Source organism: Streptomyces sp. NPDC047117 (genome assembly GCF_040643545.1).
Lineage (GTDB): Bacteria > Actinomycetota > Actinomycetes > Streptomycetales > Streptomycetaceae > Streptomyces.
Map to the genome: position 1 here is coordinate 41,244 of NZ_JBEYUN010000002.1, position 20,222 is coordinate 61,465.

Genomic DNA, 20,222 nt, shown 5'->3' on the forward strand with positions numbered 1-20,222 from the left:
GACACCACCTCATGGATCCCACGACCGCCGCCGCCCGCCTCGTGCCCGGACACGTCGGGCCGCTCGTCAGAACGCTGTTCGTGAGCGCGGACGAGGATCCGGCGGCGGGGGTGGCGGACGACCGGCCGGTGCCCGTGGCGCGGCTCGTCGTCTTCCGCGGGGAGAAGCCCGCGCTCACCGACGAGGACCTCGAACGCCTGGCGGAGCGTCTCCTGGAGCCCGCCGAGCCCGACGAGGCGGCGCTCCTGCCTGTCGCCGGCGCGCTGGCCCGTACGCTCGCCGCGCTCGCCGCGTCCGAGCTGGACGACTGGCAGGCCGTACGGCTGCGGCCCGGCGACTTCGCGCAGCGGATGCGGGCCGCCGTGCCGGACGTGGAGCACGGGCTGAGCGACGACCGCCGCGCCCTGTACCGCGCCGTGCTCGACATCGTGGCCGTGCACATCCTGCACTTCTTCACCCGGCGGTCGGACTTCGTGGCGCGCACCCTCGTGGAGGAGACGCGGCGGCTGGCGGAGCTGGCGGCGGGACAGGACCGCCCCGGCGCGGGTGACGGGCCCGTCCTCCACGAGGCCCTTCCCGGCGACGGGCCCCTCCCGGCCGGGGCGGCCCCGGACGAGGCCGCCTTCGAGGCGCGGTACGCACGGGACGTCGCCGTGCTCCACAACCACCTCACGATCTTCGGCATCGACCTCGCGCACTCCCCGGACAGCTGGCCGCTGGACGCCGCGTACCTGGGTCTCCAGTGCGAGCGCGGCCAGCCGGAGCTGCCGGGCCCGCCCGCCCGCGATCGGCAGGACCCCGGCCCGCAGGCCCCGCCCGTCCCCGCCGAGCAGGCACTGGCCGGGCTGGACAGGGTGCTCGTACGGGGCGTCGCGGGGTCCGGCAAGACGACCCTGCTGCAGTGGCTCGCGGTCGGCACGGCCCGCGACGAGCTGCCGCCGGCGCTGAGCGCGGAGCTGGCCGGCCGGGTGCCGTTCCTGCTGCCCGTACGGCGCTTCGCCTCGCACTCCGGCATACCGTCACCGGACGGCTTCCTGGACACCATGGGACATCCGGGCGCGGACGCGCAGCCGGCCGGCTGGGCGGAGCGGGTGCTGCGGGCGGGCCGCGGACTGCTGCTCGTCGACGGGGTGGACGAGGCCCCGGAGGACGACCGCGAGCTGCTGCGGACGCGGCTGCGGGAGTGGACGTCCCGGTACCCCGGCAATGTGTGGGTGGTGACCTCCCGGCCGTCCGCCGTACCGGAGGACTGGCTGGCCTCCGACGGCTTCACCGAGCTGCGGCTGGCACCGATGAGCCGGGAGGATGTCGCGGCGTTCATCCAGCGCTGGCACCGGGCCGCCGCCCAGCAGTCGCCCGCCGACCTGGACCGGCTCGGCCACTACGAACGCACGCTGCTGAACGCCGTACGCATCACCCGGGACCTGGGGCGGCTGGCGACCAATCCGCTGATGTGCGGGCTGCTGTGCGCGCTCCACCGGGACCGGCGCGGCTATCTGCCCAACGGCCGCAAGGAGCTGTACGACGCGGGCCTGTCGATGCTGCTGGAGCGGCGGGACCGGGAACGGGCGATGGTCCCCACCGACGCCATCGACCTGCCGCGCCGGCCGAAGGTCCAGCTGCTGCAGAAGCTGGCCCACTGGATGCTGGTCAACGGGCGGTCCGAGATGGGCCGGGACGCGGCCGTCGAGACCCTCGCCCGGCATCTGCCGGCCATCCCCGACGCCTCCCGGCAGGGCGACGCCGAGGACGTCTACCGGCACCTGCTGAACCGTACGGGGCTGCTGCGCGAGACGACGCCCGGCACGGTGGACTTCGTGCACCGCACGTTCCAGGACTACCTGGCCGCGCGGGCCACCGTGCAGCAGCACGACTTCGCGCTGCTGCTGGACCACGCGCACCACACGGAGTGGGAGGACGTCATCCGGATGGCCGTCGCCCTCGCCCGGCCCGACGAGTGCGCCCAGCTGCTGAACGGCCTGCTGGCGCCGCATCCGGGCGTCAAGGCCGCGGAAGCCCGGCACCGCAAACTGCTGGCCGCCGCCTGCCTGGAGCACGCCACCGAGCTGGACCCGGAGGTCCGGTGGCGGGTGCAGCGCTTCACCCGCGACATGATGCGGCCGACCACGCCCGCCGGGGCGCGTGCGCTGGGCTGGATCGGGCCGATCGTCCTGGAGATGCTGCCGGACCCGGCCGCGGCCAACGACGCGGAGGCGTACCTCCTCGCGCTCACGGCCACCTCCATCGGCGACGACATGGCCATCGACTACCTCACCGGGCTGCGCGAGCGGCCCCACCTGGACGTCCGGGCACAGCTGGCGAGCGCCTGGCGGAAGTACGACACCGAGCGGTACGCCCGCGAGATCATCGCCCATCTCGACGACACCGAGCTGTACTTCCCGGTCTCCGACCTGGAGGAGCTGCACGCGCTGCGCCGGCTGGGCGGCCGGCCGCACCTCCAGATCGCCGGCCGGTTCACGCCCGACCAGCTCATCGAGGGCATCGCCGCCGGGCCGCTGACCCGGCTGTGGCTCTCCTACGACCTGGGCGTCCCGATGGACTGGCTGACCGCCTTCCCGAACCTGGACACGCTGCTGATCGGCAGCCGCCTCCCCCGCCCGTCCGGCGTCCCCGACGGCATCGAGGTCGTGGAGCTGTAGGACCCGTACGGCCCCCGGCTGCCGGTCTTCGGCGGCGGCCTTCCCCGAAAACGCCGCTGCCCCGGAACCACCAGGTGGTTCCGGGGCAGCGGGCGGGGCTCGCGCTTACGCGTCCTTGTTCAGGTTCGGGCCCGAGCCGCCGGTGGCGGACTCGATCGGCGGGGCGTCGGGCAGGGCCGACTTCTCCTCGCCGCGGAAGGTGAACTTGGCGTTCTCCCCCTCGCCCTCGACATCGACGACCACGATGTGGCCCGGACGCAGGTCGCTGAAGAGAATCTTCTCCGACAGGGCGTCCTCGATCTCGCGCTGGATCGTCCGGCGCAGCGGGCGGGCGCCCAGCACCGGGTCGTATCCGCGCTTGGCGAGCAGCGACTTGGCCTCGGTGCTGAGCTCGATGCCCATGTCCCGGTCCTTGAGGCGCTCGTCCACCTTGGCGATCATCAGGTCGACGATCTGGATGATGTCTTCCTCGGTGAGCTGGTGGAAGACGACCGTGTCGTCGACACGGTTGAGGAACTCCGGCCGGAAGTGCTGCTTCAGCTCTTCGTTGACCTTGTTCTTCATCCGCTCGTAGCCGGTCTTCACATCGCCCTGGGCGGCGAAGCCCAGGTTGAAGCCCTTGGAGATGTCCCGGGTGCCGAGGTTCGTCGTCATGATGATGACGGTGTTCTTGAAGTCCACGACCCGGCCCTGGGAGTCGGTCAGCCGACCGTCCTCCAGGATCTGCAGCAGGGAGTTGAAGATGTCCGGGTGCGCCTTCTCGACCTCGTCGAAGAGGACCACGGAGAACGGCTTGCGGCGGACCTTCTCGGTCAGCTGGCCGCCCTCTTCGTAGCCCACGTAGCCGGGGGGCGAACCGAAGAGCCGGGAGACCGTGTGCTTCTCGCTGAACTCCGACATGTCGAGGGAGATCAGCGCGTCCTCGTCGCCGAAGAGGAACTCGGCGAGCGTCTTGGACAGCTCGGTCTTACCGACACCGGACGGGCCCGCGAAGATGAACGAGCCGCCGGGGCGCTTCGGGTCCTTCAGGCCGGCACGCGTACGCCGGATGGCCTGCGAGAGCGCCTTGATGGCGTCCTTCTGGCCGATGACGCGCTTGTGCAGCTCGTCCTCCATGCGCAGCAGACGCGAGGACTCCTCCTCGGTGAGCTTGAAGACCGGGATGCCCGTGGCCGTGGCCAGCACCTCGGCGATCAGCTCGCCGTCCACCTCGGCGACGACGTCCATGTCGCCGGCCTTCCACTCCTTCTCCCGCTTCGCCTTGGCGGCAAGGAGCTGCTTCTCCTTGTCGCGCAGGCCCGCGGCCATCTCGAAGTCCTGCGAGTCGATCGCGGACTCCTTCTCCCGGCGCACGTCGGCGATCTTCTCGTCGAACTCGCGGAGGTCCGGCGGCGCGGTCATCCGGCGGATGCGCATCCGGGAGCCGGCCTCGTCGATCAGGTCGATCGCCTTGTCCGGCAGGAAGCGGTCGGAGATGTACCGGTCGGCCAGCTGAGCGGCCTGGACCAGCGCCTCGTCCGTGATCGAGACCCGGTGGTGGGCCTCGTAGCGGTCGCGCAGGCCCTTGAGGATCTCGATGGTGTGCGGCAGCGACGGCTCCGCGACCTGGATCGGCTGGAAACGGCGCTCCAAGGCCGCGTCCTTCTCCAGGTGCTTGCGGTACTCGTCGAGCGTGGTCGCACCGATGGTCTGCAGCTCACCGCGGGCCAGCATCGGCTTCAGGATGCTGGCGGCGTCGATCGCGCCCTCGGCGGCACCCGCACCCACCAGGGTGTGGAGCTCGTCGATGAACAGGATGATGTCGCCGCGGGTGCGGATCTCCTTGAGCACCTTCTTCAGGCGCTCCTCGAAGTCACCGCGGTACCGGGAACCGGCGACCAGGGCGCCCAGGTCGAGGGTGTAGAGGTGCTTGTCCTTGAGGGTCTCGGGCACCTCGCCCTTGACGATGGCCTGGGCCAGGCCCTCGACGACCGCCGTCTTGCCGACGCCGGGCTCGCCGATGAGGACCGGGTTGTTCTTCGTACGCCGGGACAGCACCTGCATGACCCGCTCGATCTCCTTCTCGCGCCCGATGACCGGGTCGAGCTTGGACTCACGAGCGGCCTGCGTGAGGTTGCGGCCGAACTGGTCCAGGACGAGGGAGGTCGAGGGCGTGCCCTCGGCGGGGCCGCCGGCGGCGGCCGTCTCCTTGCCCTGGTAGCCGGAGAGCAGCTGGATGACCTGCTGCCGCACCCGGTTCAGATCGGCGCCCAGCTTCACGAGGACCTGGGCGGCGACGCCCTCGCCCTCGCGGATCAGGCCGAGCAGGATGTGCTCGGTGCCGATGTAGTTGTGGCCGAGCTGAAGGGCCTCGCGGAGCGACAGCTCCAGGACCTTCTTGGCACGGGGAGTGAAGGGAATGTGACCGGACGGGGCCTGCTGGCCCTGGCCGATGATCTCCTCCACCTGCTGGCGGACCGCCTCGAGCGAAATCCCGAGGCTCTCCAGGGCCTTAGCGGCGACACCCTCACCCTCATGGATCAGGCCCAGGAGAATGTGCTCGGTGCCGATGTAGTTGTGGTTGAGCATCCGGGCTTCTTCCTGAGCCAGGACGACAACCCGCCGCGCGCGGTCGGTGAACCTCTCGAACATCGTTAATCGCTCCTCAGAGCGGTCAGGCAGTTAGGGGTCGGTCCCCTCCCTGTCCTTCCGCATGCTAGTCCCGCGGGGCGGGACAGCTCATTCCAACTGCCGACACCCGTCCTTGGCCTCCTGCCCCGAACAGCCGACATCTGCTCCAACCCGATGGTGCGAGACGATGTTCCCGCAGGCCAGGCATATACGCCCCATGCCAGTACGCCCATGGCGAACGCCGCAGCTCCCGACACGCCCGCGCCCATGGCGCGGGTATCGCGAACATCCCGCTCATCGCTGCGTTTCATCGTCCCTCCCCTCGCGAAAAGTCTTACCCGCTGCCTCTGACAGTCCATCCGCGCGGCCCGCCCTGCTCCGCTACGGGCGAACACCCTTGCGCCGTTCAGCGCGTCCGCACGCCCGTCCTATACCCACCCGGCGAGCACGGTACGTATCCGAGGCTCAACCCAGCGTAACTTCTGAGCATTTAGGCAGTTGCACCGGTCATGGCCATCGCGCTCCCGCGCCCCCGCGAACCGCTGCACGCCGCAGACTCCGGCGCGCGGCGGTGGTACGAGCAGACGCTGGGCTGGCCGACGGACGGCGGCACGCGGCTCGGGCTGCGTACCGGAATCCGCTTCGACGTCCTGGAGATGCCCGCGGACGCCGGCTTCGCCACGCTGCGCCGTGCGGGCCGTACGGGCCCCGTCGCGCTCGGCAGGAGCGAGAAGCCCGCAGACGGCTCCCAGAGGCCCGGAGAACCGGTCCTGCGCTTCCTGGTGGCCGCAGGCGCGGCAGAGGAGCTGCCAGGGGTACTGGAGTGGCTGGAGTGGGGCTCGGTGGACCTTGAGCTGACCGCTCTCGGCTCCGGTGACCTGATGCCCGCACCCCCGCCCGTTGCGCCGTGGACGCCGGCCGCGCACGGCGGGGCGGCGCCGGTACCGGCAGCGGGGCCCGGGCTGCCTGCGGGGACCGGTCCGCGAGGAGCGTGGGTACGGCCTCCGGAGCCGGGCTGCGATGTCGAGGCGACGCTGCCCTCCACGGGGAGCGGGGCAGGCCTCGGGGGCGGTGGTGGGGTTCCCCGTACGTCACGTATGGGGCGCGCCCCCGACCTCGTACGGCTCGTGAGCGTGGCGGCAACGGAATGCCACCGGGCCCGGTTGCTGCGCGCAGGAAAAGGTCGAACGGATGGCTTCCGCTGTGATCAGCCGTTGGCCTTCTCGTACGCCTCACGGACCGTCGCGGGGACGCGGCCGCGGTCGTTGACCTCGTAACCGTTCTCCTTGGCCCACTTACGGATCTCAGCGGTGTCCTTGTTGCCGGAGGAAGCGGCACGCGCCTTGCCACGGCCGCTCGCGGCACGGCCGGTACGGCGGCCGGCCTTCACGAACGTCTCAAGGGCGTCGCGCAGCTTCTCCGCGTTGCCGGTGCTGAGGTCGATCTCATAGGACTTACCGTCGAGCGCGAACGTCACGGTCTCGTCCGCCTCGCCACCGTCGAGGTCGTCGACAAGAAGAACCTGAACCTTCTGTGCCACCGGTTTCCCTTTCATCGAATGTGGATTACGACGGAAAGCAAACCGCTTTTCCGGGAAAAACACAAACCCCCGGGTCGGGTTCAGATGCGGCAGCTCCGGGGAACGTCGGGTTCGACAGCTATGAGATAGGGGCGCGATTCGGACATAGAACGCTGATCACAGGTGCAGAAGCATGCGGCTGTTGCCTAGGGTGTTGGGCTTCACTCGTTCGAGACCGAGGAACTCCGCGACGCCCTCGTCATAGGAACGCAGCAGCTCGCTGTAGACATCACCGTCGACCGGAGTCTCGCCGATCTCCACGAAGCCGTGCTTGGCGAAGAAGTCGACTTCGAAGGTCAGACAGAAAATACGGCGCACTCCCAGCCAGCTTGCTGTACGGAGCAGCTTGTCCAGGACCTGATGACCCACTCCGGCGCCCTTGAGCTGCGGGGCCACGGCGAGGGTACGGACCTCCGCGAGGTCTTCCCACATCACGTGCAGCGCACCGCAGCCCACCACCTCGGCGTCCTCGTCGCGCTCGGCCACCCAGAACTCCTGGATGCTCTCGTAAAGCGTGACGGTCGCTTTGTCGAGCAGGATCCCGTCACGCGAGTAGGAGTCGATGAGGCGGCGTACGGCGGGCACATCAGCGGTCCGGGCCCGGCGGACGGTGACGCCATTCGATAGTGGTGGCATGCAAGGACGCTATCGTTCCGACTCCGGGGGTCCCGCGCCGGGTTCCGTGACTTCCTCGGGCCCTACCGCCTGTACGACGCGCATCGCATCGCGGAGGGCCTGTCGCTGTTCCTGCGACATCATCCCGAAGAAGGCGACGAGGGCGGCGGCGGGGTTGTCGCTGACCGACCACGCTTCGTTCATCAGTGCGGCCGAGTAGGCGGCGCGAGTGGAGACCGCCTCATATCTATAGGCGCGGCCTTCCGCTTCTCGCCGCACCCAGCCCTTCTGGTGAAGGTTGTCCAATACGGTCATCACGGTGGTGTACGCGATCGATCGTTCCTTCTGCAGATCTTCCAGGACTTCCCGAACGGTTACCGGCCGGTTCCACTGCCAGACCCGCGTCATGACGGCATCTTCCAGTTCACCCAAACGTCTCGGCACACGAGAACAATAGTGGGAGATGTCCAGAATGCCGCGTGTTGACAGGGGCGCGGGACCGATTCCTCGCAGAAAAAGGCGTATGGCCCGGGATGCGCAATCCCAGGCCATACGTCGGCATTCGTGAGGCCCGTGGGCCGGTGCGGACCGCCGCGGGTCCGCACGTGTCTCAGGCGCCGTGCGCCTTCGGCTCCTGGCGGGCGGCCTCGGCGCTCTGGAGCACCGCGTCCACGGCCGCGTCCTCCTTGGCCTTGTTCGCGCCGCCCTGGCTCTTGACGATCGTCACGATGACCCCGGTGAAGGCGACGGCCATCACGACGGGGGGAAGCAGAGCTGACACGTAGTCCATGACGAAGGCCTCCTTGTGCGACGAGGCTTCCAGAGTACGCGGCGGGCTCAGGCGGTCCGGGCCGCGGGGGGCGGAGTGGGCCTGCGGCGCGGCGGGAAGACCTCGCCGGGCGTGGGTACGGGCCGGTCACGGCGGTCGGGCCGCGGCCCCGCGGGACCGGGCCGGCCGGGCTTCGGGGCCGGCTGCGGCTGCGGCTCCGCCGGGCGTTCCGGTTCGTCGGCCGACCGGCCACCGGGGAGCGCGCGCAGCGGGGTCCGTACGGAGAGCCCGGCGGCCCGCTCGCAGCGGCGCAGCAGGGCGGTGCGACGGTCCCGCTCGGCCGGGCCCACGGCCAGCGAGCGCAGCACCCGGAGCGCGGCGAGATCGTCCGGGCCCGGCACGTAACCGGCGGCCAGGGCCTCCTGGAGGCGTCCCAGGTAGCCGTACGCGGAGCCCGGGAGGGCCTCGCGGTGCCGGGCGAGGTCGGCGAGCTGGAAGGCGCGCAGCCGGGCGCCCTCGTGCACCGCCTCGTCCAGGGCCTCGGTGAGCCGGAGGCATTCCTGGACCTCTTCGGTGCGCCGCGGGTCGCGGGACGCGGGTACGGAGCCGGCCGGAGCGTGGCCGGGGGCGGGGAGGGGCTGAAGGGCGGTGGCGAGGGCGCGGCGGAGCACGCGCAGTTCGTCCGCGCTGAACGCCATGCCGCCGCGGAATCCGTAAGGCGTGGGCATGGCCCGACTTTAATTACTAAACGGACAAAATCCCCGTTATTTGAAATTCCCGGGTGCGGCGCCCGGGGCGCATGCGCGACGCCCCTTCCAGAGCGCCGCGTATGCGCGGGGCGTCACTGCCGCCCGACGTTCCGCTCGTACACCAGGCGCAGCCCGATAAGAGTGAGCCAGGGCTCGTGCATGTCGATCGTGGAGGACTCGCCGAGCACCATCGGGGCCAGCCCGCCGGTGGCGATGACCGTCACGTCCTCGGGATCCTCGGCCAGCTCCCGCGCCATCCGCTGCACGACGCCGTCGACCTGGCCGGCGAAGCCGTAGAGGATGCCGGACTGCATGGCCTCGACGGTGTTCTTGCCGATGATGCTGCGCGGCCGGGCCAGCTCGATCTTGCGCAGCTGCGCGCCCTTGACGCCGAGGGCGTCCACCGAGATCTCGATGCCCGGGGCGATCACGCCGCCGACGTACTCGCCGCGCGCGCTGACCGCGTCGAAGGTCGTGGCCGTACCGAAGTCCACGACCACCGCGGGTCCGCCGTACAGCTCCACGGCCGCGAGCGAGTTGATGATCCGGTCGGCGCCGACCTCCTTGGGGTTGTCCATGAGGATCGGCACGCCGGTCTTCACGCCGGGCTCGACGAGCACCGCCGGCACGTCGCCGTAGTAACGGCGGGTGACCTCGCGCAGCTCGTGCAGGACCGAGGGGACGGTGGAGCAGATGGAGATGCCCTCGATGCCGTCGCCCAGCTCCTCACCGAGCAGCGGGTGCATGCCCATCAGGCCGTTGAGCAGCACGGCCAGTTCGTCGGCGGTCCGGCGGGCGTCGGTGGAGATCCGCCAGTGCTCGACGATCTCCTCGCCGTCGAACAGGCCCAACACCGTATGGGTGTTACCCACGTCGATGGTCAGGAGCATGTTCCGCACCGCCTCGGGGTCACGTCGCGCACACAGCTGCCGATGGGGGTGGTGGGTGGGGCGACGGGAGGGCGCGTGTTGCCGACGTCGATGGTCAGGAGCATCAGGCCCGCGCCTCCCCGGCGGACTCGGCGGCGGTCTCCTCGCGCAGGTCGAGGCCGATGTCGAGGATCGGCGAGGAGTGGGTGAGGCTGCCGACGGCGAGGTAGTCCACGCCGGTCTCCCCGTAGGCGCGCGCGTTGCCGAGGGTGAGGCGGCCGGAGGACTCCAGGAACGCGCGGCCCGCGACCAGTTCCACCGCCTCCCGGGTCTGCTCGGGCGTGAAGTTGTCCAGCAGGATCAGGTCGGCGCCCTCGGCGAGGATCGGCGGGATCTGGTCCAGCCGGTCCACCTCGACCTCGATCGGCACGCCCGGGAACTCGTTCCGTACGGCCTTGAACGCCTCGGCGACGCCGCCCGCCGCCACGACGTGGTTGTCCTTGATGAGCGCCGCGTCCGAGAGGGACATGCGGTGGTTGACGCCGCCGCCGCAGCGCACGGCGAACTTCTCCAGCGCGCGGAGGCCCGGCGTCGTCTTCCGGGTGTCGCGCACGCTGGCCTTCGTGCCCTCCAGGGCGTCCGCCCAGGCGCGGGTGGCGGTGGCGATGCCGGAGAGCCGGCAGAGCAGGTTCAGCGCGCTGCGCTCGCCGGTCAGCAGGTCACGGGTGCGGGTGGTGACCGACAGCAGCTTCTGCCCGGCCTCGACCCGGTCGCCGTCCTCGACGTGCCGCTCGACCGCGAACTCGTCGGTGCAGACCACCGAGAGGATGGCCTCGGCGATCCGCAGGCCCGCGACCGTACCGGCGTCGCGGGCGGTGAAGTCGCCCGTGGCGACGGCGTCTTCGGGAATGGTCGCGACGGTGGTGACGTCCACGCCCTGGTCGAGGTCCTCCTCGATGGCCATGTGCGCGATGTCCTCGACCTGTACCGGGTCCAGCCCGGCGTTCACCAGGAGCGCGGCCAGATCCGGGTCCAGGCCGCACTCCATCGGGTCCAGCTCGAAGCCGTCGCCCGCGCCGCAGCCGCAGCCGTCGCCGCAGCCTCCGGTGTCCGTGCTTTGGCCCGGGGTGCCGATCTGGAGGAGGGGGAGGTCGTCGGGCGTGCTCACGGGTTCGGCTCCGTTTCGGGATGGGTGGCGGGGAAGTCGGCGGAGTCCGTGGCCCGGAATTCCACCGTGTGCGGCGGGCGGAACGTCACCACGGAGTGGCGGCGCCAGACCTCGTCGTTCCGTTCGGGGTGATCCTCCCGCCAGTGGCAGCCGCGGGTCTCCTCGCGCGCCCGGGCACCGGCGGCCAGGGCACGCGCGACCAGCAGGAGGTTCGTGGCCTCCCATGCTTCCACGCCGGGCTCGGCGGCCTTGTCCTCCCCGGAGGATTCGGCCGAGGCCCTGGAGGCCAGCCGGACAAGGCCCTTGAAGGACTCGGCCATGCTCGCCGCGGAGCGCAGGACTCCGACGCCCGCGGTCATGAGGCGCTGGACCTCGAAGCGCGCCTCGGGCGGGAGCAGCGGTACGGGCGGCCCGTCGGGCAGCCGGGGTTCGCCGGGCCGCGGGAGGGGCCGCGTACCGATGTCGTCGGCGATCCGCTCGGCGAAGACCAGGCCCTCCAGGAGGGAGTTGGAAGCGAGCCGGTTCGCGCCGTGCACACCGGTGCAGGCGACCTCGCCGCACGCGTACAGGCCCGGCACGGTCGTCCGGCCCCGCAGGTCGGTGCGGACGCCGCCGGAGGCGTAGTGCGCGGCGGGCGCCACCGGGATCGGCTCGGTGACCGGGTCGATGCCGTGGCTGCGGCAGGCGGCCAGGATGGTCGGGAAGCGCCGCTCCCACATCTCCGCCCCGAAGTGCCGCGCGTCCAGGTACACGTGCTCGGTGCCCTGCTCCTGGGCGCGGCGCATGATGCCCTTCGCGACGATGTCGCGCGGCGCCAGTTCGGCCAGCTCGTGCTGCCCCACCATGAAGCGCTCACCGTCGCGGTCCACGAGGTGCGCGCCCTCGCCCCGCACCGCCTCGGAGATCAGCGGCTGCTGCCCCTCCGCTTCCGGGCCCAGGTAGAGCACGGTCGGGTGGAACTGCACGAACTCCAGGTCGGAGACCTCGGCGCCGGCCCTCAGGGCCAGCGCGACGCCGTCCCCCGTGGAGACGGACGGGTTGGTGGTGGCCGAGAAGACCTGGCCCATGCCGCCGGTGGCGAGCACCACGGCGGGCGCGTGCACGGCACCCACGCCGTCGTGCTGCCCCTCGCCCATTACGTGCAGGGTGACGCCGGCCGTACGGCCCTCGGCGTCCGTGAGCAGGTCCAGGACGAGCGCGTTCTCGATGGTGCGCAGTCCCTGGGAACGCACCGCCTCGACCAAGGCGCGGGAGATCTCCGCGCCGGTGGCGTCGCCGCCCGCGTGCGCGATCCGTCGCCGGTGGTGGCCGCCCTCGCGGGCCAGCGCGATCCCCTCGCCGTCCTCGCCCGCGTCGAAGCGCGCGCCGGCGGCGATCAGGCGGCGCACCGCGCCCGGACCTTCGGTGACGAGCGTCCGTACGGCTTCCTCGTCGCAGAGCCCGGCACCCGCCACGAGGGTGTCGTCCAGGTGCTGTTCCGGGGTGTCGCCCTCGCCGATGGCCGCGGCTATGCCGCCCTGTGCCCAGCGCGTCGAGCCGTCGTCCAGCCGGGCCTTGGTGACCACGACCGTACGGTGGCCGGCCGCCGCGCAGCGCAGTGCGGCGGTCAGCCCGGCGACGCCGGAGCCGACCACGACGACGTCCGCGTCGATGGCCCAGCCGGGCGCGGGGGCGTCGAGACGTATGCCGGGCCCGGCCGCCCCGGTCATCGGAGTGCTCCTGCGGTCATCGTGGCTCTCCTGCTGACGGGGGTCCGCTCGGCGGTACGGCGGGCCCGAAAGTGAGGCGGATGTTGTCTATGAGACGGGTGGTTCCGACCCGGGCGGCCACGGCGAGCACCGCCTCGCCCTCGTACCCGCCCTTGTACGGCCCGTCCTCCGGAGCGCGCTCCGTGTCCGGGATCGGCGTGAAGGTGCCCGGGTCGACCAGCTCCAGGTAGTCCAGCTCCAGCGGCGGGTCGAGGCGGGCCGCGTCCGCCAGGACGGCGTGGGCGGCCGCGCGGGCCACAGCGGGGCCCTGCGGGGTGCCGGCGGACGCCGCGTACGCGAGGGCGTGCGCGTCGGCCGCCGCCCGGTCCTCGCCCATGGCGGCCAGGCCGGCGGCGCGCGCCTCGGAGTGGCTGCCGGCGCCGGCCCGGGCGCGCAGCGTCTCCTCGGCGGCCAGCCGGTCGCGGGCCGCGAACAGCGCCCGGGAGAGGGCCAGCGCGGTCCTGCGCTCGGCGGCGGAGAGGTAGCGGTTGCGGCTGGAGAGCGCCAGGCCGTCGTCCTCCCGCACGGTCTCCACGCCGACGATCCGCACGGGGAAGTTCAGGTCGCGCGCCATGCGCGTCACGATGGCGAGCTGCTGCGCGTCCTTCTGCCCGAAGAACGCCGCGTCCGGCGCCGTGAGGTGCAGCAGCTTGGCGACCACGGTGGCCATGCCGTCGAAGTGCCCGGGGCGCGAGGCACCCTCCAGCACGTCGCCCATGGGGCCCGCGGCGATCCGCACCTGCGGCTCGCCGCCCGGGTAGACCTCCTCGACCGACGGCGCGAAGACCGCGTCGGCACCGGCCTCGCCGGCGATCGCGATGTCGGCGTCCAGCGTGCGCGGGTAGCGGTCCAGGTCCTCGCCGGCCCCGAACTGCAGCGGGTTCACGAAGACGGTGACCACGACCTGCCCCTCGGGGCCGACATGGTCGCGCGCCGTACGGATCAGCGTCGCGTGGCCCTCGTGCAGCGCGCCCATGGTCATCACGACGGCGCGGCGGCCGCGGCGCGGCAGGGCGCGCAGCTCGGCGGCGGTGCCCACCAGCCGGGGGCCGGCCGGAGCGGGAGCGGGCGCCGTCGGCAGGACCTGGGCCTCCGTACCGGCGGGGTGGTGTGCCGTGGTGTTCATCGGGTGCCTCCCTCCGTGCGGTCCGCGACATCGGAGAGCACGCCGAGCAGGTCCTCGGCGAGCTCCGGCTTGAGCAGGCCCTGCGCGAGCGCCCGGTCCGCCGTCGTACGGGCCATGGCGAGGTAACCGGAGACCGCCTGCGGGGAGTGCTTGCGCAACTCGGTGACGTGCGCGGCGACCGTACCGGCATCGCCGCGGGCGACCGGGCCGGTCAGCGCCGCGTCACCGGAGCGCAGGGCGTTGTCCAGGGCGGCGCCGAGCAGCGGGCCGAGCATCCGGTCCGGGGCCTCGACCCCGGCCTTGCGCAGCAGCTCCAGGGACTGCGCGACCAGCGTGACGAGGTGGTTGGCGCCCATGGCAAGGGCCGCGTGGTACAGCGGCCGGGCGGCCTCGTCGATCCACTCCGGCTCGCCGCCCATCTCGATGACCAGCGCCTCGGCGGCCATCCGGAGCTGCTCGGGCGCGGTGACCCCGAAGGAGCAGCCGGCCAGCCGCTGGACGTCGACGGACGTGCCGGTGAACGTCATCGCGGGGTGCAGCGCCAGCGGCAGCGCGCCGGCCCGGGTGGCCTCGTCCAGCACGCCGGCGCCGAACCGCCCCGAGGTGTGCACGAGCAGCTGTCCGGGCCGTACGGCGCCGGTCTCGGCGAGTCCGGCGACCAGGCCGGGCAGGGCGTCGTCGGGGACCGTCAGCAGCACCAGGTCGGCGCGCGCGAGGACCTCCTCCGGCGGCACCAGCGGCACGTCGGGCAGGAGCGCGGCGGCGCGCCGCCTGGAGGCCTCGGAGACGCCCGAGACGGCGACCGGACGGTGCCCGGCGAGCTGCAGTGCCGCGGCGAGCGCGGGCCCTACGCGGCCGGCCCCGACGACGCCGACGGTGAGCCGGGCGGGGCGGTCCTGCGCTTCTGTCGAGGGGATGTCATTCACGCGGCGATGGCCTTCCGTTCCAGTCCGCGGGGGGTACCGGACGTTTCCTGGTCATGCTACGCGGTGTTCCCTGCGGGCCCGAGGGACGGCGGACAGGTGAGACGGGCGTCTCGTGATCGCGCAAAAGCCGGTCGCCGCCAGGGGGACGGTACGGGATGATCGGGCCCCTGTACGGGCAGTGCGCGGGCGAGGCCGGGAGGCGGGCAGCGGATGACCGACCAGGAAGAGCAGACGCGGCGGCTGGCTGCATGGCGCGGCTGCGAGCGGATGCTGACGCGCAGCGTCACCGACGACTCCCTCGCCGAGCGGTTGCGGCGCCTCACGGCGGAGGGCGCCGAGAGCCACGACCTGGACGGCCCCGTCGACTTCTACGCCGACGAGGAGGGCATCGTCGGCGTCCTGGAGCGCCGCACGGCGGAGCTGCTGGGCACCGAGGACGCGGCGTTCTTCCCCACCGGCACGATGGCGCAGCAGGTCGCGCTGCGCTGCTGGGCGGGGCGCACGGGGAACGCCACGGTGGCCGGGCACCCGCTCTCCCACTTGGAGCTGCACGAGCGGGACGCGTACGCCGTGGTCAGCGGGTTGCGGATGATCCATCCGACGCGGGAGCCGCGGCTGCCGACCGCCGAGGAGGTGAGCGCCCTGGACGAGCCCTTCGGGACGCTCGCGCTGGAGCTGCCGCTACGGGACGCCGGGCTCGTGCTGCCTTCGTGGGACGAGCTGGTCGCCGTGGTGGACGCGGCACGGGAGCGGGACGCCGTGGTGCACTTCGACGGGGCGCGGCTGTGGGAGTCGGCACCGCACTTCGGGCGGCCGCTCCGGGAGATCGCCGAGCTTGCGGACAGCGTGTACGTGTCGTTCTACAAATCCCTCGGCGGGATATCGGGGGCCGCGCTGGCCGGCGCCGAGGACTTCGTGGCCGAGGCGCGGGCGTGGCGGCACCGGTACGGCGGGCTGCCCTTCCAGCAGTGGCCTGCCGCGCTGGCCGCACTGTCGGGGCTGGACCGGGAGCTGCCCCGGCTCCCGGAGTACGTCGCCCACGCGAAGGTCGTCGTTGCGGCGCTGAACGAGGGCCTGGCGGAGCACGGCGTGCCGTGGTTCCGGGTGCACCCGGACCCGCCGCACACCCACGACTTCCAGGTGTGGCTGCCGTACTCCCCCGAAGTGCTGGACAAGGCGGGCCTGCGGCTGGCCGAGGAGACCCGTACGGCGCTCTTCCGCCGCTGGCGCGACGGGGGCGTACCGGGCCTGGCGGTCACCGAGGTGCACGTGGCCTCAGCCGCACTGGGCTGGACTGCCGCCGATGTGCGGGACGTTCTCGCGGACTTCCTCGCCCGGGTGCGGACGGTGGCCGACGGGGGCTGAGCCGGCCGTCAGGGGGCTCAGGAGGCTCCGTACGGCGCGCCGGAGCCGGGCCGGCAGGCGGTCGGCGGGCGCCGTGACGACGGCTTCGAAGCGCCGCCGGTCCCGTACGGCGCGCAGTGCCCGTACGTCGCCGGTGCCCGGCAACGGCGGTGCGGTCTCTCCCCGTTGCGCGGCGCGGTAGGCATCGAGCATGTGCTGCTGCATCGCGTTCATGTCCTCAACGGTGGGCGGCGGGCGCCGGCGGAGGCACGTGGATTGACGGGAGCCGTCAACCGTCGTCCGCGATGCTCCGCAGGTCACGCATGATGGGCGTACGGGGCCGGGGGACGGCGCGTACGAAGCGGGGAGGACGCATGGGCATCCAGATCGACATCACCGGCCTGCCGGAGGAGCGCATCGTCTTCGCCCCCTCCCCCCTCGCGGAGCTCGGCACCGCCCTGCATGCGCTGACCGAGCCGGGCCACCACCCGGGGCTGCACGGCTGGACGACGGCGACCTGCGCCGCGCTCAAGCCGGACCTGGCGGACCGGCTGCACGAGGCGGACTTCCTGTGGGGCCCGACGTTCTCCGACATCTCGCTGCCGTTCGCCGCGCTCGCCGACACCCAGGGGCTGCCCGGCGCGACGCTCGCCGAGGACCTGGACCTGCTCGACCGGCTGGACGACGAGCTGTACGTCGCCGCCGCGCTGGAGATCTCCTGCGCCAGCCTCTACAGCCGCGGCGGGCCGTCCCCGCTGGTCGACGCCGAGGCGCGGGCACAGGCGCTGGAGCGGGCGATGGCGCGCGGGCCGCGCCAGGCGGAGTTCGCCCGGCGGCTGCTGGCCGATCCGCCCGCCGTACGAGCCTGGCTGCGCCGCTTCTTCGAGGACTGCGACGCGGCGTTCTTCGGGGACGTGTGGCAGCGGGTCCGCGTGGAACTGGCGGCCGACGCGCGGCACAAGGCGGAGGTGCTGCGCCACAAGGGGCTGGCCGACGCGCTGTCCGAGGTGTCAGCGGCCCTCTCCCTGGACGAGGAGCAGCGCCGCATCACGGTGGACAAGCTCAGCAACGGGCGCGCCACCGCCGTGAATCCCGCGGTCGGCGCCGGCCTGACGTTCGTGCCGTCGACCTTGGGCTGGCCGCATCTGATGGTGCTGCACGCGCCGGGCTGGCGGCCGGTGATCCACTACCCGGTGGCCAGGCCCGAGCTGTCCGGCACGGCCTCCGTGGAACTGCTCCAGCAGCGTCTGGAGGCGCTGGCCCACCCGATGCGTGTCCGGATCTGCCGCAACCTCGCCAGGACCGCGTTCACCACCGGGGAGCTGGCCTCCGAGCACGGCATCACCGCGCCCGAGGTCTCCCGGCACCTGGCCATCCTGAAGAAGGCGGGCCTGATCCGGACCCGGCGCCGCGGCCGGTACGTGCTGCACCAGCTGGACCTCCCGGTCGTCGCCCGGCTCGGCAGCGACTTCCTGGAGGGCGTACTGCGCTGACGGGCCGCGGCCTCCGAAGCGCCGAGGCCGCCGGCTCTCAGGAGGCGTCGCGCTTGCGGACCCGCTCCCGGAGATCGGCGCGCCACTCCCCGACGACCTCTTCGGGGTCGAGCGGCCCGATGCCCAGCGGCGGCCCCGGAGGCGGGTTCTTCAGGGCTTCCCGGATCCTCGCGTTGATGTCCGCGACGATCCGCCGCACCTCGCGCTCGGACGGGGCGGCGCGCGCCGCGGCCCGCGCGTCCTCGGCCTCCTTGCGCAGCGCGAGCGTGGGCGGGAGGTAGGACACGCCCTCCCGAGCCAGCTTGTCCCGCACCCACCACAGCTCGTCGTACGGCTTGTTCAGGCCCGTGAGGGGCTTCCCGGCGCCGGGCAGGTCGTCGAACTCACCCCGCTCGGCGGCTTCCCTGATCTGCCGGTCGACCCAGGTCTCGAAGCTGACGCCCGGCGGCTTGCGGTCGGTCACGGTGCGCTCCTCGGAAAGTAGGAGACAGCGGTCCTTCTATGATGCGCCGCCGCCCGCCCGTACCAGGCCCGTTTCGTAGGCCAGCACGACGGCCTGCACACGGTCGCGCAGTTCGAGCTTGGTGAGGATGCGGCCCACGTGCGTCTTGACCGTGGCTTCGGAGAGGACGAGACGCGCGGCGATCTCCCCGTTGGACAGGCCCTGCGCCACGAGGAGCAGCACCTCGCGCTCCCGCTCGGTGAGCCGGCCCAGCTCCGGGCGGCCCTCCTGCGGCGTGGCCGACGGCAGCATCGGCGTGAAGCGGTCCAGCAGCCGGCGGGTGGTGGAGGGCGCGACGACCGCGTCGCCACTGTGCACGGCGCGGATCGCCGCCAGCAGTTCGTCCGGCGGCACGTCCTTGAGCATGAAGCCGCTGGCCCCGGCCTTGAGCGCGGAGAAGGCGTACTCGTCCAGGTCGAAGGTGGTCAGGATGAGCACCTTGGGCGCGTCCTCCACCGTGCCGTTCCCGCAGATCCGCCGGGTGGTCTCCACGCCGTCCAGGTTCGGCATCCGGACGTCCATCAGGATCACGTCGACCCGGGTGGCGCGCAGCGCCTCCAGGGCGGCCACCCCGTCGCCCGCCTCCGCGACGACCTCCATGTCCGGCTGGGCGGCGAGCACCATCCGGAAGCCGGTGCGCAGCAACACCTGGTCGTCGACGAGCATCACGCGGATGGTCATGGCAGGGGTCCGTCCCTTCGGGGCTTCGGTCAACAAGAGGACACGCCGGCCGGCGCGTCCGTAGTGGCGCGCCCGTCAGCGCACCGGAGCGAGCGGCAGCACGGCACTGATACGGAAGCCGCCGCCCGGCCGCGGCCCCGCGTCCAGACTGCCGCCGACCATACCGACGCGCTCCCGCATGCCGATCAGGCCGTGGCCCAGCCCGTCGGCGCCACCGTCCTCGTACAGCTCGTGCTGCGCGCCGCGTCCGTCGTCCTCGACGAGCAGTTCGAGGTTCTGCTCCCCGTAGACGATGCTGACCGTCGCGCCGACGCCGGGGCCGCCGTGTTTGCGGGTGTTGGTCAGCGCCTCCTGGACGATGCGGTACGCGGTCAGCTCGACGCCGCTGGGCAGCGGCCGCTCCTCGCCGTGGACCGTGAACTCCACGGACAGGCCCGCGCCGCGCACCTGCTCCACGAGGTCGGCGAGCTGCTCGACGCCGGGCTGCGGCACGTACTCGCCGCCCTCGGCACCCTCACCGGTCCGCAGCACGCCCAGCAGGCGGCGCATCTCGGCGAGCGCCTGCCGGCCGGTGCCGGAGATGGTCTCCAGCGCCTGCCGGGCCTGGTCGGGCGCGGACTTGAGGACGTAGGCGGCGCCGTCGGCCTGCACCACCATCACCGACACGTTGTGCGCGACGACGTCGTGCAGCTCCCGGGCGATGCGGGCGCGCTCCGCCGCCACCGCGATCCGCGACTGCGTCTCGCGCTCCTTCTCCAGGCGGGCCGCGCGCTCCTCCAGCTGCGCCCAGTAGGCGCGGCGGGTGCGCAGCGAGTCGCCCATCACCCAGGCCAGCACGAAGGGCACGGCCAGGAAGACGGTGACGACCACGTCCTGCCAGAGCGTGGTGTACGGGTCGGGCTGGTGCCAGCGGAGCCGGGACAGGAAGGGGGCGAGGACGCCGCCGATCAGCGCGTACCGGGAGGCCCAGCGGACGTTGCCGCACGCGACGGTGTAGATGATCACCAGCATGGCGAAGTCGGCCGGGTTCGGCTCCACGTCGAAGACCATCTGCGCGAGGCCGGCGGCGGTCGCCAGCAGCAGCATCTGCACCGGTGCCCGGCGACGCAGCGCGACCACCGTGCACAGCGACAGGACGACGACCACCGCGACCGTGTACTGGAGGGAACCCCGGAGCAGGTCCGACATCAGCCACAGCCCGGCGAACCCGAGGAGCAGCAGCGCCCAGAAGGTGTCCACACCTGTCGGGTGCCTGCGGAAGAAGTCGTAGAGACGCTGCACGTAACCCAGCGTAGGCAGCGCGGATAGGTGTACGGGTCAACCGAAGGGGCGATCCTGTGCGCGCTCCGTACTCCCCAAGGTGGATGCCGGGGAGCGCCCGGG

General features: G+C 72.4%; 19 protein-coding genes. 4 read left to right on the forward strand and 15 right to left on the reverse strand.

Features of this window, described 5'->3' with window-relative positions:
• Nucleotides 1–11 precede the first annotated feature (11 nt).
• A complete protein-coding gene (locus ABZ840_RS03265; RefSeq protein ID WP_361552535.1) occupies nucleotides 12–2,660 on the forward strand; it encodes an NACHT domain-containing protein in 2,649 nt (882 codons plus the stop codon).
• A 105-nt stretch (nucleotides 2,661–2,765) separates the two neighbouring features.
• Here ABZ840_RS03265 and ABZ840_RS03270 read toward each other — a convergent pair whose 3' ends face one another.
• Nucleotides 2,766–5,291 (reverse strand): ATP-dependent Clp protease ATP-binding subunit, encoded by a 2,526-nt coding sequence (locus ABZ840_RS03270; RefSeq protein ID WP_361552538.1) that lies wholly within the window; start codon nucleotides 5,289–5,291, stop codon nucleotides 2,766–2,768.
• A 488-nt stretch (nucleotides 5,292–5,779) separates the two neighbouring features.
• Between ABZ840_RS03270 and ABZ840_RS03275 the strand changes: the two genes are divergently transcribed.
• Complete coding sequence (locus ABZ840_RS03275; protein ID WP_361552541.1) at nucleotides 5,780–6,547, forward strand: SCO3374 family protein; 768 nt, start codon at nucleotides 5,780–5,782, stop codon at nucleotides 6,545–6,547.
• Here ABZ840_RS03275 and ABZ840_RS03280 read toward each other — a convergent pair.
• From ABZ840_RS03280 to ABZ840_RS03325, 10 genes are all read right to left on the reverse strand, one after another.
• The gene (locus ABZ840_RS03280) at nucleotides 6,478–6,810 is read right to left on the reverse strand and encodes an Lsr2 family protein (protein ID WP_030621700.1); all 333 of its coding nucleotides are present in this window, start codon (nucleotides 6,808–6,810) and stop codon (nucleotides 6,478–6,480) included. The genes ABZ840_RS03275 and ABZ840_RS03280 overlap by 70 nt on opposite strands.
• A gap of 156 nt (nucleotides 6,811–6,966) precedes the next feature.
• A complete protein-coding gene (locus tag ABZ840_RS03285) occupies nucleotides 6,967–7,485 on the reverse strand; it encodes an amino-acid N-acetyltransferase (RefSeq protein WP_361552545.1) in 519 nt (172 codons plus the stop codon).
• Nucleotides 7,486–7,494: 9 nt separating this feature from the next.
• Nucleotides 7,495–7,908 carry a BlaI/MecI/CopY family transcriptional regulator gene (locus tag ABZ840_RS03290; protein WP_361552548.1) on the reverse strand — a complete coding sequence of 138 codons (414 nt, stop codon included), beginning with the start codon at nucleotides 7,906–7,908 and terminating at the stop codon, nucleotides 7,495–7,497.
• 166 nt (nucleotides 7,909–8,074) lie between these two features.
• Nucleotides 8,075–8,254: a hypothetical protein gene (locus ABZ840_RS03295; protein ID WP_361552551.1), complete on the reverse strand. Its 180-nt coding sequence runs from the start codon at nucleotides 8,252–8,254 to the stop codon at nucleotides 8,075–8,077.
• 47 nt (nucleotides 8,255–8,301) lie between these two features.
• Nucleotides 8,302–8,961, reverse strand: a complete 660-nt coding sequence (locus ABZ840_RS03300; protein WP_361552554.1) for a hypothetical protein — start codon at nucleotides 8,959–8,961, stop codon at nucleotides 8,302–8,304.
• A 113-nt stretch (nucleotides 8,962–9,074) separates the two neighbouring features.
• Nucleotides 9,075–9,872 carry a type III pantothenate kinase gene (locus ABZ840_RS03305; RefSeq protein ID WP_030621709.1) on the reverse strand — a complete coding sequence of 266 codons (798 nt, stop codon included), beginning with the start codon at nucleotides 9,870–9,872 and terminating at the stop codon, nucleotides 9,075–9,077.
• 103 nt (nucleotides 9,873–9,975) lie between these two features.
• On the reverse strand, nucleotides 9,976–11,019 hold the full coding sequence (gene nadC, locus ABZ840_RS03310; protein ID WP_361552557.1) for a carboxylating nicotinate-nucleotide diphosphorylase: 1,044 nt from the start codon (nucleotides 11,017–11,019) through the stop codon (nucleotides 9,976–9,978).
• Nucleotides 11,016–12,728: an L-aspartate oxidase gene (locus ABZ840_RS03315; RefSeq protein WP_361552560.1), complete on the reverse strand. Its 1,713-nt coding sequence runs from the start codon at nucleotides 12,726–12,728 to the stop codon at nucleotides 11,016–11,018. The genes nadC and ABZ840_RS03315 overlap by 4 nt, the downstream gene beginning before the upstream one ends.
• Before the next feature lie 16 nt (nucleotides 12,729–12,744).
• Nucleotides 12,745–13,893, reverse strand: a complete 1,149-nt coding sequence (panC, locus tag ABZ840_RS03320; protein WP_361552563.1) for a pantoate--beta-alanine ligase — start codon at nucleotides 13,891–13,893, stop codon at nucleotides 12,745–12,747.
• Nucleotides 13,890–14,819, reverse strand: coding sequence for a DUF2520 domain-containing protein (locus ABZ840_RS03325; RefSeq protein ID WP_361552566.1), 930 nt, complete (start codon nucleotides 14,817–14,819; stop codon nucleotides 13,890–13,892). The genes panC and ABZ840_RS03325 overlap by 4 nt, the downstream gene beginning before the upstream one ends.
• Before the next feature lie 210 nt (nucleotides 14,820–15,029).
• Between ABZ840_RS03325 and ABZ840_RS03330 the strand changes: the two genes are divergently transcribed.
• Nucleotides 15,030–16,184, forward strand: a complete 1,155-nt coding sequence (locus ABZ840_RS03330) for a beta-eliminating lyase-related protein (protein ID WP_361552569.1) — start codon at nucleotides 15,030–15,032, stop codon at nucleotides 16,182–16,184.
• Here the strand turns inward: ABZ840_RS03330 and ABZ840_RS03335 are convergent.
• Nucleotides 16,095–16,397: a hypothetical protein gene (locus ABZ840_RS03335; protein ID WP_361552572.1), complete on the reverse strand. Its 303-nt coding sequence runs from the start codon at nucleotides 16,395–16,397 to the stop codon at nucleotides 16,095–16,097. The two genes, ABZ840_RS03330 and ABZ840_RS03335, sit on opposite strands and share 90 nt — an antisense overlap.
• Before the next feature lie 146 nt (nucleotides 16,398–16,543).
• On the opposite strand from ABZ840_RS03335, the gene ABZ840_RS03340 reads away from it, so the two are divergent.
• Complete coding sequence (locus ABZ840_RS03340; protein ID WP_361553880.1) at nucleotides 16,544–17,656, forward strand: DUF5937 family protein; 1,113 nt, start codon at nucleotides 16,544–16,546, stop codon at nucleotides 17,654–17,656.
• Nucleotides 17,657–17,693: 37 nt separating this feature from the next.
• Here ABZ840_RS03340 and ABZ840_RS03345 read toward each other — a convergent pair whose 3' ends face one another.
• The 3 genes from ABZ840_RS03345 to ABZ840_RS03355 form a co-directional block, all read right to left on the reverse strand.
• A complete protein-coding gene (locus ABZ840_RS03345) occupies nucleotides 17,694–18,119 on the reverse strand; it encodes a DUF1992 domain-containing protein (RefSeq protein WP_361552575.1) in 426 nt (141 codons plus the stop codon).
• Between the two features lie 36 nt (nucleotides 18,120–18,155).
• The gene (locus ABZ840_RS03350; RefSeq protein ID WP_361552578.1) at nucleotides 18,156–18,839 is read right to left on the reverse strand and encodes a response regulator transcription factor; all 684 of its coding nucleotides are present in this window, start codon (nucleotides 18,837–18,839) and stop codon (nucleotides 18,156–18,158) included.
• Between the two features lie 75 nt (nucleotides 18,840–18,914).
• On the reverse strand, nucleotides 18,915–20,120 hold the full coding sequence (locus ABZ840_RS03355) for a sensor histidine kinase (protein WP_361552581.1): 1,206 nt from the start codon (nucleotides 20,118–20,120) through the stop codon (nucleotides 18,915–18,917).
• Nucleotides 20,121–20,222: the final 102 nt, after the last annotated feature.

Excerpts from the sequence above, each read along its gene's own strand:
- ABZ840_RS03270 (WP_361552538.1), bottom strand. The coding sequence starts at position 5,291 with ATGTTCGAGAGGTTCACCGACCGCGCGCGGCGGGTTGTCGTCCTGGCT.
- ABZ840_RS03315 (WP_361552560.1), bottom strand. The coding sequence starts at position 12,728 with ATGACCGGGGCGGCCGGGCCCGGCATACGTCTCGACGCCCCCGCGCCC.
- ABZ840_RS03335 (WP_361552572.1), bottom strand. The coding sequence starts at position 16,397 with ATGAACGCGATGCAGCAGCACATGCTCGATGCCTACCGCGCCGCGCAA.
- ABZ840_RS03330 (WP_361552569.1), top strand. The coding sequence starts at position 15,030 with ATGACCGACCAGGAAGAGCAGACGCGGCGGCTGGCTGCATGGCGCGGC.
- panC (WP_361552563.1), bottom strand. The coding sequence starts at position 13,893 with ATGAACACCACGGCACACCACCCCGCCGGTACGGAGGCCCAGGTCCTG.
- ABZ840_RS03350 (WP_361552578.1), bottom strand. The coding sequence starts at position 18,839 with ATGACCATCCGCGTGATGCTCGTCGACGACCAGGTGTTGCTGCGCACC.
- ABZ840_RS03265 (WP_361552535.1), top strand. The coding sequence starts at position 12 with ATGGATCCCACGACCGCCGCCGCCCGCCTCGTGCCCGGACACGTCGGG.
- ABZ840_RS03285 (WP_361552545.1), bottom strand. The coding sequence starts at position 7,485 with ATGCCACCACTATCGAATGGCGTCACCGTCCGCCGGGCCCGGACCGCT.
- ABZ840_RS03295 (WP_361552551.1), bottom strand. The coding sequence starts at position 8,254 with ATGGACTACGTGTCAGCTCTGCTTCCCCCCGTCGTGATGGCCGTCGCC.
- ABZ840_RS03275 (WP_361552541.1), top strand. The coding sequence starts at position 5,780 with ATGGCCATCGCGCTCCCGCGCCCCCGCGAACCGCTGCACGCCGCAGAC.
- ABZ840_RS03305 (WP_030621709.1), bottom strand. The coding sequence starts at position 9,872 with ATGCTCCTGACCATCGACGTGGGTAACACCCATACGGTGTTGGGCCTG.
- ABZ840_RS03300 (WP_361552554.1), bottom strand. The coding sequence starts at position 8,961 with ATGCCCACGCCTTACGGATTCCGCGGCGGCATGGCGTTCAGCGCGGAC.